Here is a 12,684-nt window from a genome sequence, read left to right on the forward strand (position 1 = left end):
GCCGCGAGCTTGCGAGTGGTGGGGGGCAAAGGGGTCCTTTGTCAGCGCGCGTACAGCGCCTCGACGTCGGCGTCGAACTCCTTGATGACCACCGAGCGCTTGAGCTTCAGGCTCGGGGTGAGCATCCCGTTGTCCTCGGTGAAGTCGGTGGCGAGGACGCGGTACTTCTTGATCGCCTCGGCCTGGGACACGGCCTTGTTGGCGTCGGCGACCGCGGCGTCGAGCTCGGCCCTGATGTCGGGGTCGTCGACCAGTCGGTCGATCGGGGTGTCGGCCGGCTTGCCCTTGGACTCCAGCCACAGCGGCAGGGCCTCGGCGTCGAGGGTGACCAGCGCGGCGATGAAGGGTCGCTGGTCGCCGACGACGATGCACTGGCTGACCAGCCGGTGCGCGCGCAGCCGGTCCTCGAGGACGGCCGGGGCGACGTTCTTGCCGCCGGCGGTCACCAGGATCTCCTTCTTGCGCCCGGTGATGCGGAGGAACCCGTCGGCGTCGATCTCGCCGATGTCGCCGGTGTGGAACCAGCCCTCGGTATCGATCGCCTCGGCGGTGGCCTGCTCGTTGCGCCAGTAGCCGCGCATGACCACGCCGCCGCGGATGAGGATCTCGCCGTCGTCGGCGATGCGGAAGGACACGCCCGGCAGCGGGCGGCCCACGGTGCCGATGCGCAGCGCGTCGTCGTGGTTGACCGACGCGGCCGCGGTGGTCTCGGTCAGGCCGTAGCCCTCGTAGACGGTGACGCCGATGCCGCGGAAGAAGTGGCCCAGGCGCTCACCGAGCGGCGCGCCGCCGGAGATGGCGCCCTGGCACCGGCCGCCGAGGGCGGCGCGCAGCTTGCCGTAGACCAGCCGGTCGAACAGTGCGTGCTGGATCCGCAGCCCGAGGCCGGCGCCGCCGGTGTCCTGGGCGCGCGACCAGTCGATCGCGACCTTCGCCGCGCGGTCGAAGATCCTGCCCTTGCCGTCGGCCTCCGCCTTGGCCTTCGCGGAGTTGTAGACCTTCTCGAACACCCGCGGGACGGCGAGGACGAACGACGGCCGGAAGGCGCCGAGGTCCTCGAGCAGGTTCTTCACGTCGGGCGTGTGACCGGTGACCGTGCGGGTCTTGACCGCGCCGACCTGCAGGACGCGGGCGAGCACGTGCGCGAGCGGGATGAACAGCAGCACCGAGCCGTCCTTGCCCAGGAACCGCTGGAGCAGGGTGATCCCGTTGTCGATCTCGAACAGGAAGTTGCCGTGGGTGAGCTCGCAGCCCTTGGGCCGGCCGGTGGTGCCCGAGGTGTAGATGAGGGTGGCCAGGCTGTCGGCGTTCACCGTCGCGCGGCGGGCGGCGAGCTCGCTGTCGGGGACGCCGGTGCCCGCGGCGGTGAGGGTGGCGACGGCGTCGTCCTCGATGACGTAGAGCGGGCCGAGGTCGGGGGCCTGCTCGCGGACCGAGTCGACGGCGGCGGCGTGCTCGGCCCGCTCGACGACCGCCGCGACCGCGCCGGAGTCGGCCAGGATCCAGGCCACCTGGTCGGGGCTGGAGGTCTCGTAGACCGGGACGGTCACTGCCCCCGCGGTCCAGATGGCGAAGTCGAGCAGCGGCCACTCGTAGCGGGTCTTGGCCTGCAGGGCCACCCGGTCGCCGGGCTGCACGCCCGCGGCGACGAGGCCCTTGGCGACGCCGGCGACCTGCTCGCCGAACTCGCGCCAGGTGACGTCCTCCCACCGGCCGTTCCGCTGTACTCGCAGGCCGACGTCGTCGCCGTGCTTCTCGACGTTCTCCGTCAGCATGTCGGTGAGGGCCGCGCCGGGGCTCACCTCGGTCGTCGCCGGGACGCTGTACTCGCGCACGCTCGGTCCTTCCTCCCCGCTCGGCCGGGGGCGCCGGTGCCCGCGGTCCCGCGGCGGGACACGTCCCGCCGAATCTACCGGCTGCACCTACCCGGGAGTAGCCGTGCCCGGGCGGTCCACCCGGCGGGTGGAACCGCAACGGCTAGCCTCAGCCCATGGCCGAGCAGTCCACCCAGTCGATCGTCGTCGCGGCGCCCGCGGCCGACGTCATGGCGGTGATCGCCGACTTCGAGGCCTATCCGCAGTGGGTGAAGGCGGCCCGCACCGTCGAGGTGCTCGAGACCGGGCCCGACGGCCGTGCCCGCCGCGTGCGCTTCGTCATCGACGCCACCGTCCTCACCGACGAGTACGTCCTGGACTACACCTGGGACGCCGACCGGCAGGTCTCCTGGAGCCTCGTCCAGAGCAAGATCATGAAGCGCCAGGACGGCTCCTACACGCTGACCCGGACCGACGGCGGCACCGAGGTCACCTACCGGCTCACCGTCGACATGGCGGTGCCCATGATCGGGATGCTCAAGCGACGTGCGGAGAAGGTCATCCTCGACACCGCGCTCAAGGAGCTCAAGAAGCGCGTCGAGGGCTGAGCCCGTCGTGCGCACCCTGCTCTTCACCGGCCCCGGCGGCACCGGCACCACCACGCTCGCGGCGGCCGCCGCGGTCCGCGCCGCGCGGACCGGGCGGCGCGTGCGGCTGGTGACCGGCCAGGAGCCGCCGGCCGGGGTCGCCGGCCAGGACGGCGTCGAGGTGGTGCGGGCCGACCCGCGGGCCGGGCTCGAGCGGCTGTGGGCCGACTGGGGCGGGCAGCTGGCGGACGTCGTCCCCGAGCTCGGCCTGCCGCCGGCCACCTCGGTGGGGCCGCTGCCCGGCGCGGGGGAGATCGCCCTGCTCGCCGCCCTCGGCCGCGCCGGGGAGGACACCGACCTGGTGGTCCTCGACGCCGGCCCGCTGGAGTCGGCGACCGCGCTGGTCGCGCTCCCGGGCGCGCTGCGCTGGTGGCTGGAGCAGGCGCTGCCTCCCCGGCTGCGGATGCTCGGCGCCGTGCGGACCGCCGCCGTCCGCGCCGGCACGCTGCGGCGGGGTGCCGCGGACGTCGCCCTCGCCGCCGTCCCCGTGCTCGAGGACCTGCTCGACCGCCTCCCCCTGGCCGATCCCGCCGCGACCGCCGTGCGGCTGGTCGCGGCGCCGCGGCCGGGCGCCGCCGCCGCGCTGCGCCGGGCCGCGACCGCGCTGGCCGTGCACGGGCAGCGCCCGGTGGGCGTGCTCGCCCGCGTGCTGCCGGACCCGCCGGCGGGCGCCGGCGGCTGGTGGGCCGCCCGGGCCGCCGAGCAGCAGGCGGCGCTGCGCGACCTGGGCGGGGTCGCACCGCTGGAGCTGGTCGCCGAGTCCGCGCAGGCACCCGCCGGCGCCGACGCGCTGGCCGCGCTGCTGCCGGACCTCCCCGACCCCGCGGGCGGGCCGGCGGCCGCGCCGCCCGCCCCCGAGCGCGTCGACGGCGGCTGGCGGCTGGCGCTGCCGCTGCCCTACGCCGAGCGTGCGGACGTGACGCTGACCCGCTGGGAGGACGACCTGGTGGTCAGCGCCGCCGGCACCCGCCGGTCGCTGCGCCTGGACGCCCTGCTGCGCCGGTGCGTGGTGACCGCGGGCAGCCTCGCCGGGCCCGGGACGGCCGGTGCGCGGCTGGAGGTCGGCTTCACCCCGGACCCGGGGCAGTGGCCGCCCGACCTGCTGGCGTCGGTCGCGACGGACACGGGCGGTGACGCGGGCAGGGACGGGGACGGCGCCAGCGGCGACACCGGCGGGCACACGACGGGGGACGAGGGGTGACGTGGTGAGCGACGGGACCGACTGGGTCGAGCAGGCCCGGCGGCTGGTGGCCGGGATCGGGCTCGACGGCCTGGGGCGGGCGGGTGCCGACACGCTCGGCGCCGGGCACGTCGCGGACGGGGACTGCCGCTGGTGCCCGGTGTGCCAGCTGGCCGCGGTCGCGCGGCGGCCCGAGGTGAGCGAGGCCCTGGCCGACGCGCTGACCAGCGCCGCCGCCGCGCTGCGGGCGTTCGCCGCCGCGGCGGCCGAGGCGCCCGACCCGGAGCCCGCGGCGAGGCCGGAGGACACGGCACCGCCGGAGGACGCCGCACCGCCGCGGCCCGCGGCGCCGCGGGAGCCGTCGGCGCCGCCGGTCCAGCACATCGAGATCGGCTGAGTGACGCCCGGCACCGGCACGGCCGCGCTGCCCGCCGTGGGCGTCGACGTCGGCGGCACCAAGGTCGCCGGCGGCGTCGTCGCCCCGGACGGCACCGTGCTGGCGACCGCCCGCCGGTCCACGCCGAGCGCGTCGGTGGCCGAGACCGAGGCCGCGATCGCCGCGGTGGTCGAGGAGCTCGCCACCCGGCACGGGGAGGAGCTCGCGGCCGTCGGGGTCGGCGCTGCCGGCTGGTTCGACCGCACCGGCGACGTCGTCCTGTTCAGCCCCCACCTGGCCTGGCGGCACACCGCGCTGCGCCGCGACCTCGCCGCCCGCCTGCAGCGGCCGGTGTGGGTGGGCAACGACGCCGACGCCGCCGCCTGGGCCGAGTACCGGTTCGGTGCCGCGCAGGGGGCCGACCTGGCGCTGTGCGTCACCCTCGGCACCGGCATCGGCGGCGGGATCGTGGCCGGGGGCCGGCTGCAGCGCGGCGCGCACGGGGTGGCCGGCGAGTGGGGTCACGTGCGCGTCGTCCCGGACGGGCGGCTGTGCGCCTGCGGCAACCGCGGCTGCTGGGAGCAGTACGCCAGCGGCAGCGCCCTGGCCACCACCGCCCGCGAGGTGGCCACCCGCTCCCCGGCGGCGGCCGCGCGGCTGCTCGACCGGGTCGGCGGCGACGCGTCCCGGCTGACCGGCGAGGACGTCGCCCGGGCCGCGGCCGACGGCGACCCGGTGGCGCTGGCGCTGGTCACCGACGTCGGCGAGTGGCTCGGCCAGGGCATCGCCGACCTCGCCGCGGTCCTCGACCCCGACGTGGTCGTCATCGGCGGCGGGGTCAGCGTGCTGGGGGAGATGGTGCTGCGGCCGGCCCGCGACCGCCTCGAGCGGGTGCTGCCCGGCCGCGGGTTCCGGCCCGCGCCGCGGGTGGTCGCCGCCGCGCTCGGCGCGCAGTCCGGGCTGGTCGGTGCCGCCGACCTCGCCCGGGAGACGGCCGGCTGACCGGGCGCTAGACGACCGCGCCGTCGTCGCCGTCGTCGGTCGAGCGCTCGCGCATCCGGGAGAGGAACAGCGCCGCGCTGCCGACCAGGGCGGCCACCCCGAGCACCAGGCCGGTGTCGGTGGTCAGGCCCAGCATCCCGGGGGCGCCGACCAGCACCACGCCGGCCGCGGCCATGAGCACCGCGTACAGCGTCGAGGGGGAGGGCAGCGGCACCGGCGGCGCGGGCGGCGGCTCGTAGTGCTCCTCGTCGAGCCCGTCGTCGGCCGGGCCCTCGACGGCGTCGCCGCGGCCGTCCGCTGGCCGGCCGGCCGGCGCCGGCGTGGCGTCCTCGACCACGGTGCGCCCGTGCTCGGCCTCGTAGGCGGCCACGATCCTCGCCCACTCGGCGTCCTCGTCGAGGTCGCGGGGGGCGGCGCGCCGCTCGGCGGCCGGACCGCCCGCGGGGGCGTGCTCGTCGGCGTGCCGGTCGACCAGCGACCGGCCCTCGTGCAGCCGGGCCCGGTCGACGAACAGCCGGTCGGCCGGCGGGCTGGGCAGGAACACCGTGCGGGTGTAGGGCCCGACGTCGGCGGCCGGCTCGAGGTAGGCGGCGATGCCGGCCTCGCGCAGGACGTCGAGCAGGTGCTCGCCGACGCGCGGGTCGACGTCGCGCAGCGGCGCCCAGAGGGTGGCGTCCAGGCCGTTGTCGCGCCGGCCGCGCCCGCGCCGGGGCCCGGTCACGCGGACGGCCCCACCGGGGACGCCGGGGCCGGGACGGGCGGTGCGGCCACGGGTTCCTCCTCGGCGGACGGCGGCTGGGGACGGGAGCGGGCGGGCGACGCGCGCGGCCGAGGGGCCGATTGTCGCTCGCGCGCCGGGCTCCCTAGTCTGGCAGTTCCACAGGGAGGCGTGTTGTTCTACTGGTTCCTCAAGTTCGTGGCGATCGGCCCCATCGCGAAGCTGGTGTTCCGGCCCCGCGTCGAGGGCCGTGAGCACGTGCCGGCCGGGGGCGCGGCCATCCTGGCCAGCAACCACCTCGCGGCCTCCGACTGGATCTTCATGCCGCTGTCCCTGCGCCGCCGGGTCACCTTCCTGGCCAAGGCGGAGTACTTCACCGGCCGGGGGGTCAAGGGCCGCCTGCGGCGGGCCTTCTTCTCCGGCGCCGGGCAGGTCCCCATCGACCGGTCCAGCGCCACCGCGGCCGAGGGGGCCATCCGCACCGGCATCCGGATGCTCGAGCAGGGCCGGCTGCTGGGCATCTACCCGGAGGGCACCCGCTCGCCCGACGGCCGGCTCTACCGCGGCAAGACCGGGGTGGCCCGGATGGCGCTGGAGACCGGCGCCCCGGTCGTCCCGGTGGCCATGACCTACCGGCCGCGGCGGATGCCGTTCGGCTCGAAGCTGGTCCGGGTGGGCGTGCGCTTCGGCGAGCCGCTGGACTTCTCCCGCTACGAGGGCCTGGCCGGCGACCGTTACGTCGAGCGGTCGATCACCGACGAGATCATGTACGAGATCATGACGCTGTCGGGGCAGGAGTACGTCGACGTCTACGGCGCCGCCGTGAAGACGCGGATGGACGCCACCGGCGCCAGCGCCTCCGACGTCGTCAGCCGGCTCGAGCCGCCGGCCGACGAGGCCGGGCAGCGCGCGCCGGACTCCCTGGCCGGTTAGCCGTCCGGTGCACTTCCGCGGAAGTGGACGGCCCCGACCGCCCCTACGGTGGGCGGTGTGCGGCGGTTCTTCTACGACACCGAATTCATCGAGGACGGCACGACGATCGACCTCGTCTCCATCGGCGTCGTCGACGAGACCGGCCGCGAGTTCTACGCGGTGAGCACCGAGTTCGACGAGCGCCGGGCGATCCCGTGGGTGCGCCGCAACGTGCTCGACCAGCTGCCGCCGCCGGCCGACCGCGCCTGGCGCAGCCGGCAGCGGATCCGCGACGACCTGCTCGCCTTCCTCACCGGTCCCGGCGAGGAGGTGGAGCTCTGGGCGTGGTTCGCCGCCTACGACCACGTGGCGCTGGCCCAGCTGTGGGGCCCGATGACGGCGCTGCCGCGGGCGGTGCCCCGCTTCACAAGGGAGCTGCGGCAGCGCTGGGACGACGTCGGCCGGCCCGAGCTCCCGCCCGCGCCGTCGGGGGCCCACGACGCGCTGGTCGACGCCCGCCACAACCTCGCCCGGTGGCGGGCGATGGAGGCCGCCCGGGTCCGCTGACCGGCGGTCGGCGTCAGGGGCCGAGCACGGCCTGGGTCTGGGTGACCGAGGCGACCGGGCGGCCGTCGTCGTCGGTGACCTTGGTGAGGACCACGACGGTCGAGCGGCCGACGTGCAGCGGCCGGGCGGTGGCGTGCGCGGTGCCGCCGCGGACGGCGCGCAGCAGCGAGGTGGCCGACGCGAGGGTCGACGTCGACGCGCCCGGCGGGAGGTTGAGGAAGGCGCACACCGCGCCAACCGAGTCGGCCAGCGTCATCAGCGCGCCGCCGTGCAGGACGCCGCCGGCCGTGCAGCGCTCCGGCGCCCAGGCCAGCCGGCCGACGACCTCGCCGGGAGCGGCCGAGTCGAGCTCGATCCCGGTGGTGACGGCGAAGGGCATGGCGGCGAGCAGGTCCGCGGGGTCCACGGTCCGATACTGCCTCGATCGTGGTCTCCTCGGCGGGCCGGATGTGCGGCAGGATCGGCGCTGACCTGCGGTTCGTCGCACGGGGAGGCGTGATGCGCATCGGGATCCTGACCGGCGGCGGGGACTGTCCCGGTCTCAACGCGGTCATCCGCGCGGTGGTGCGCAAGGCCACCGCCGCCGGGTGCGAGGTCGTGGGCTTCCGCGACGGGTGGCGCGGCGTGCTCGAGGACGACGCCGTGCCCCTCGACCTCGCCGCCGTCCGCGGGCTGCTGCCCCGGGGCGGCACGGTGCTCGGCACCTCGCGCACCAACCCCTACGCCGTCGAGGGCGGGCCCGAGCGGGTGCTGGCCACCCTGGAGCGGCACGGCATCGACGCGCTGGTGCCGGTGGGCGGCGAGGACACCCTCGGCGTGGCGGCGAAGCTGTCGGGGTCGGGGCTGCGGGTGGTCGGCGTGCCCAAGACCATCGACAACGACCTCGACGGCACCGACTACACGTTCGGCTTCGACACCGCCGTCGGCGTCGCGATGGAGGCCATCGACCGGCTGCACACCACCGGCGACAGCCACCACCGCACGCTGGTGGTCGAGGTCATGGGCCGGCACGCCGGGTGGATCGCGCTGCACGCGGGGATGGCCGGGGGCGCCACGGTGGTGCTGGTCCCGGAGCGGCCCTTCGACGTCGACGCGGTCGTGGCGCACTGCCTGCACCGCTTCGAGTCCGGGTACTCGCCGATCGTCGTCGTCTCCGAGGGCGCGCGGCCCGCCGACGGCGAGCTGGTCACCTCCACCGGGCAGACCGACGCCTTCGGGCACGTCCGCCTGGGCGGGATCGGCGCGGCGCTCGCCGCCGTCCTCGAGGAGCGGACCGGCCGGGAGTCCCGCGCGGTGGTGCTCGGGCACATCCAGCGCGGCGGCACGCCCTCGGCCTTCGACCGGGTGCTGGCCACCCGCTTCGGGCTGGCCGCCGTCGACGCGGTCGACGCCGGGCTGTCGGGGGTGATGGTGGCGCTGCGCGGCACCGACGTCGTCCCGGTGCCGATCGCCGAGGCCACCGCGAAGCTCAAGCTGGTCCCGCTCGAGCGCTACGCCGAGGCGGAGGTCTTCTTCGGGTGACGTCCGTCGCGGGGGGACGGGTCCTCGGCCCGGCGGCGGCCCGGCCGTACCCTCGGGACGTGAACCTGCTCGAGTCTGCGCAGCTGGTCCCCGGTCTCGACCGGTGGCGGGAGCTCCCCGCCGCCCAGCAGCCGACCTGGCCCGACCGCGACGCTCTGGACGCCGTGCTCACCACGCTGGCGACCGTGCCGCCGATCGTGGCGCCCGGCGAGGTCGACGAGCTGCGCGGCCGGCTGGCCGAGGTCGCCCAGGGCCGGGCGTTCCTGCTGCAGGGCGGGGACTGCGCGGAGACCTTCGACCTCAACACCGACGCCCACCTGCAGAGCACCACCCGCACGCTGCTGCAGATGGCCGTCGTGCTCACCTACGGCGCGAGCGTGCCGGTGGTGAAGGTCGGGCGGGTCGCCGGGCAGTACGCCAAGCCGCGCTCGTCGGACACCGACGCCCTGGGCCTGCCCTCCTACCGCGGCGACATGGTCAACTCCCTCGAGCCGGTGCTCGAGAAGCGCATCCCCGACCCGAACCGGCTGGTGCGCGCCTACGCCAACGCGGCCGCGGCGATGAACATGATCCGCGCCTACGCCCGCGGCGGGCTGGCCGACCTGCACGCCGTCCACGACTGGAACAAGGACTTCGTCGCGAGCTCGCCGGCCGGCGTCCGCTACGAGGTGATCGCCCGCGAGATCGACCGGGCGCTGGCGTTCATGAAGGCCTGCGGGGTCGACGACACCGCCCTGCGCGGCGTGGAGCTCTACAACAGCCACGAGGGGCTGATCCTCGACTACGAGCGGGCGCTGGTGCGGGTGCACGAGGGCCGGGCCTACGCCTCCTCGGCGCACTTCGTCTGGATCGGGGAGCGCACCCGCCAGCTCGACGGCGCGCACGTGGAGTTCATGTCGCGGATCGCCAACCCGATCGGGGTCAAGATCGGCCCGACGACGACGCCGGAGCAGGCCACCGAGCTCGTCGAGCGGCTCGACCCCGACGGCGTCCCCGGCCGGCTGACCCTGATCAGCCGCATGGGCAACGGCAGGATCCGCGACGCCCTCCCGCCGATCGTCGAGAAGATCACCGCCAGCGGCCACCAGGTCGTGTGGCAGTGCGACCCGATGCACGGCAACACCCACGAGTCCTCGACCGGCTACAAGACCCGGCACTTCGACCGGGTCGTCGACGAGGTCCTCGGCTTCTTCGACGTGCACCGCGGCCTGGGCACCTGGCCCGGCGGCATCCACGTCGAGCTCACCGGCGAGGACGTCACCGAGTGCCTCGGCGGGGCCATGGAGATCAGCGACGAGGACCTCAACAGCCGGTACGAGACCGCCTGCGACCCGCGGCTGAACACCGGGCAGTCCCTGGAGCTGGCCTTCCTCGTGGCGGAGATGCTGCGTGGCTGACGTGATCGACCTGCGGTCGGACACCGTCACCCGTCCGACGCCGGCCATGCGCCGGGCGATGGCCGAGGCCGAGGTCGGCGACGACGTCTACGGCGAGGACCCCGCCATCCGGGCGCTCGAGGAGCGGGTCGCGGACCTGTTCGGCCACGAGGCCGGCCTCTTCGTGCCCTCCGGGACCATGGGCAACCAGATCGGCATGCGGCTGGTCTGCGAGCCCGGCCAGGAGGTGCTCTGCGACGCCGACGCGCACGTGGTCACCTACGAGATGGGCGCCGCGGCCGCGGTGTTCGGCATCTCCACCCGCACGGTGGTCTCCTCCGGCGGCCTGCTCGACGCCGACGCGCTGGTCGACCAGGTGCGCCCGCGCGGTGACTGGCACCTGACCGCCACCGCCGCCGTCGCGGTGGAGAACACGCACAACCGCGGCGGCGGGCGGGTGCAGCCGCTGGCGCAGCTGGAGCAGCTCTTCGACTGGTCCCGGGGCGCCGGCGTCGCCGTCCACCTCGACGGCGCCCGGATCTGGAACGCGTCGGTGGCCTCCGGTGTCGACCTCGTCACCTACGGGCGGCTCGCCGACACCGCGTCGGTCTGCCTGAGCAAGGGCCTGGGCGCGCCGGTCGGGTCGGTGCTGGTGGCCTCGGCCGAGCGGATCGCCGCCGCCCGGCTGTGGCGCAAGCGCCTCGGCGGGGGCATGCGCCAGGCCGGCGTGCTGGCCGCGGCCGGGCTGTACGCCCTCGACGCCCACCTCGCCCGGCTGGCCGAGGACCACGAGCACGCCCGCCTGCTGGCCAAGCGGCTCGGCGTCGACCCCGCGACCGTGGAGACCAACATGGTGGTCGTCGACGGCGTGGCCGCACCCCTGGTCGCCGAGGCGGCGAAGGCGCAGGGCGTGCTGGTGTCCCAGGTCGGCCCCCGCCGGATCCGCCTGGTCACCCACCTCGACGTCGACCGGGCCGGCATCGACCGCGCCGGCGACGTCCTCGCCGCCCTGCTCGACCGCTGACACGGCGACGGCCGCCGCCCCTGCTCGGGACGGCGGCCGTCGTCGTGCCGTGGGTCAGTAGGAGCCGAACAGCAGCCGGTTGGGCGTGCCGGCCCGCACGGCGGTGCGCGAGAGCGTCACGCGGTCGGGCGTCGCGGCCGCCGTGATCGCCCCGGCGACCGCGGCCGGCTGCGCGCCGGGGTTGGCCGACAGGTACTGCGCGGCGACACCGGCCACGTGCGGCGTGGCCATCGACGTCCCGCTGATCGTGTTGGTCGCCGTGGTGCCGGTGTGCCAGGCGCTGGTGATCGCCACGCCGGGGGCGTGCAGGTCGACGCAGGAGCCGTAGTTGCTGAACGACCCCGCCGTGTCCGTGCGGTCGGTCGCCCCGACGGTCAGCGCCGCCGCCACGCGGGCGGGGGAGTAGGAGGAGCAGGCGTCCTGGGCCACGCCCGCGTTGTTGCCGTTGCCGGCCGCGACCGCGTAGGTGACGCCGTCGGCGATGGAGTTGCGCACCGCGGTGTCGATGGCGGTGCTGGCGCCGCCGCCGAGGCTCATGTTGGCCACCGCCGGGGCGCCGGCCGGGTGGTGGGCGGTGACCCAGTCGATGCCGGCGACGACGCCTGCGGTGGTGCCGCTGCCGGTGCAGCCGAGCACCCGGACGCCGACGAGTTGCACGCCCTTGGCCACCCCGTAGGTCGTCCCGCCGACGGTGCCGGCGACGTGCGTGCCGTGTCCGTTGCAGTCGTCGGCCGAGCCGCCGTCGACGGCGTCGTAGCCCGAGACCGCCCGTCCGCCGAAGTCGGCGTGCGCGTAGTTGATGCCGGTGTCGATCACGTAGGCGGTGACCCCGGCCCCGGTCGCGGTGTAGGTGAAGGTCGTGCTCAGCGGCAGGGTGCGCTGGTCGGTGCGGTCCAGACCCCACGGTGCGTTCGACTGGGTGCCGACGGCCGTGACCACCTGGTCGCGCTCGACGGCGACCACCCCGGGCAGGTCGGCGAGGCGCGCGGCGGCGGCCTCGGGCAGCGTCACGGCGAAGCCGGTCAGCGCCGCGGTGTAGACGTGGTCGACCTGCCCGCCCAGACCGCGCGCACGCTCGGCCGCCTGGGCCGGCAGGGTGGAGCGGTCGACGGTGACGACGTAGGTGGCGCGCGGGCCGCCGTCGGGCGGTGCGGCCGCGGCGGGGCTCGCGGTGGTGCCGAGGCCGGCGGTCGCCAGGGCGGCGACGACTCCGGCGACCAGGGTGCGACGAGTGGGCAAGGACGGCTCCTCGGGAGGCTCCCCGCGGCCGGGCGGCCGCCGAGTGATACGAGCCAACGGGGTGTCGTAGATCACCGCAAGTAATGCGGCGAATGCGCAGGGTGGGCGCAGCGTGTTCTGCTCCCCGGGCGCGCCGCCGTGGGTGCCGGGCCCGCTTCCGGTCGAGATCCCGTGATCTCGACGCTCCCGGGGCCCGTGGCCGGGGGGGGGGGGGGGGGGGGGGGGGGGGGGGGGGGGGGGGGGGGGGGGGGGGGGGGGGGGGGGGGGGGGGGGGGGGGGGGGGGGGGGGGGGGCGGGGGGGCGGGGGG

13 protein-coding genes are annotated in these 12,684 nt (G+C 76.2%); 9 read left to right on the plus strand and 4 right to left on the minus strand.

The features are described from left to right. Positions 1-41 precede the first annotated feature (41 nt). Complete coding sequence (locus ACI79O_RS21815; RefSeq protein WP_456915193.1) at positions 42-1,775, minus strand: AMP-dependent synthetase/ligase; 1,734 nt, start codon at positions 1,773-1,775, stop codon at positions 42-44. Positions 1,776-1,990: 215 nt separating this feature from the next. Between ACI79O_RS21815 and ACI79O_RS21820 the strand changes: the two genes are divergently transcribed. The 4 genes from ACI79O_RS21820 to ACI79O_RS21835 are packed head-to-tail and all read left to right on the plus strand — an operon-like array spanning position 1,991 to position 5,019. Next, positions 1,991-2,422: an SRPBCC family protein gene (locus tag ACI79O_RS21820; RefSeq protein WP_456877241.1), complete on the plus strand. Its 432-nt coding sequence runs from the start codon at positions 1,991-1,993 to the stop codon at positions 2,420-2,422. 7 nt (positions 2,423-2,429) lie between these two features. After that, complete coding sequence (locus ACI79O_RS21825) at positions 2,430-3,662, plus strand: ArsA-related P-loop ATPase (RefSeq protein WP_456915187.1); 1,233 nt, start codon at positions 2,430-2,432, stop codon at positions 3,660-3,662. Between the two features lie 4 nt (positions 3,663-3,666). Then, complete coding sequence (locus ACI79O_RS21830; protein ID WP_456915188.1) at positions 3,667-4,038, plus strand: hypothetical protein; 372 nt, start codon at positions 3,667-3,669, stop codon at positions 4,036-4,038. Then, positions 4,039-5,019, plus strand: a complete 981-nt coding sequence (locus ACI79O_RS21835; RefSeq protein WP_456915189.1) for an ROK family glucokinase — start codon at positions 4,039-4,041, stop codon at positions 5,017-5,019. A 7-nt stretch (positions 5,020-5,026) separates the two neighbouring features. On the opposite strand, the gene ACI79O_RS21840 is transcribed toward ACI79O_RS21835, so the two are convergent. Next, a complete protein-coding gene (locus tag ACI79O_RS21840) occupies positions 5,027-5,740 on the minus strand; it encodes a hypothetical protein (protein WP_456915190.1) in 714 nt (237 codons plus the stop codon). A 168-nt stretch (positions 5,741-5,908) separates the two neighbouring features. Here ACI79O_RS21840 and ACI79O_RS21845 point away from each other — a divergent pair, with 168 nt between their 5' ends. Together ACI79O_RS21845 and ACI79O_RS21850 are read left to right on the plus strand one after the other, a co-directional pair. Then, positions 5,909-6,670, plus strand: a complete 762-nt coding sequence (locus tag ACI79O_RS21845; RefSeq protein WP_456877246.1) for a lysophospholipid acyltransferase family protein — start codon at positions 5,909-5,911, stop codon at positions 6,668-6,670. Positions 6,671-6,727: 57 nt separating this feature from the next. Next, entirely contained in the window at positions 6,728-7,216 is a 489-nt protein-coding gene (locus tag ACI79O_RS21850; RefSeq protein WP_456892422.1) for a polyadenylate-specific 3'-exoribonuclease AS, read from the plus strand. Positions 7,217-7,229: 13 nt separating this feature from the next. Here ACI79O_RS21850 and ACI79O_RS21855 read toward each other — a convergent pair whose 3' ends face one another. Then, positions 7,230-7,622 (minus strand): PaaI family thioesterase, encoded by a 393-nt coding sequence (locus tag ACI79O_RS21855; RefSeq protein ID WP_456915191.1) that lies wholly within the window; start codon positions 7,620-7,622, stop codon positions 7,230-7,232. 92 nt (positions 7,623-7,714) lie between these two features. On the opposite strand from ACI79O_RS21855, the gene ACI79O_RS21860 reads away from it, so the two are divergent. Genes ACI79O_RS21860 through ACI79O_RS21870 form a run of 3 tightly spaced genes read left to right on the plus strand, consistent with a single transcriptional unit; the run spans position 7,715 to position 11,137 of the window. Continuing rightward, positions 7,715-8,737, plus strand: coding sequence for an ATP-dependent 6-phosphofructokinase (locus ACI79O_RS21860; RefSeq protein ID WP_456915192.1), 1,023 nt, complete (start codon positions 7,715-7,717; stop codon positions 8,735-8,737). A 59-nt stretch (positions 8,738-8,796) separates the two neighbouring features. Then, positions 8,797-10,134: a class II 3-deoxy-7-phosphoheptulonate synthase gene (locus ACI79O_RS21865; RefSeq protein WP_456892425.1), complete on the plus strand. Its 1,338-nt coding sequence runs from the start codon at positions 8,797-8,799 to the stop codon at positions 10,132-10,134. Further along, entirely contained in the window at positions 10,127-11,137 is a 1,011-nt protein-coding gene (locus tag ACI79O_RS21870; protein ID WP_456892428.1) for a threonine aldolase family protein, read from the plus strand. The genes ACI79O_RS21865 and ACI79O_RS21870 overlap by 8 nt, the downstream gene beginning before the upstream one ends. Positions 11,138-11,191: 54 nt before the next feature. Here ACI79O_RS21870 and ACI79O_RS21875 read toward each other — a convergent pair whose 3' ends face one another. Continuing rightward, positions 11,192-12,376 (minus strand): S8 family peptidase, encoded by a 1,185-nt coding sequence (locus ACI79O_RS21875; RefSeq protein WP_456892430.1) that lies wholly within the window; start codon positions 12,374-12,376, stop codon positions 11,192-11,194. Between the last annotated feature and the right edge of the window lie 308 nt (positions 12,377-12,684).

The sequence above is a fragment of the Geodermatophilus sp. SYSU D00696 genome (assembly GCF_054050235.1).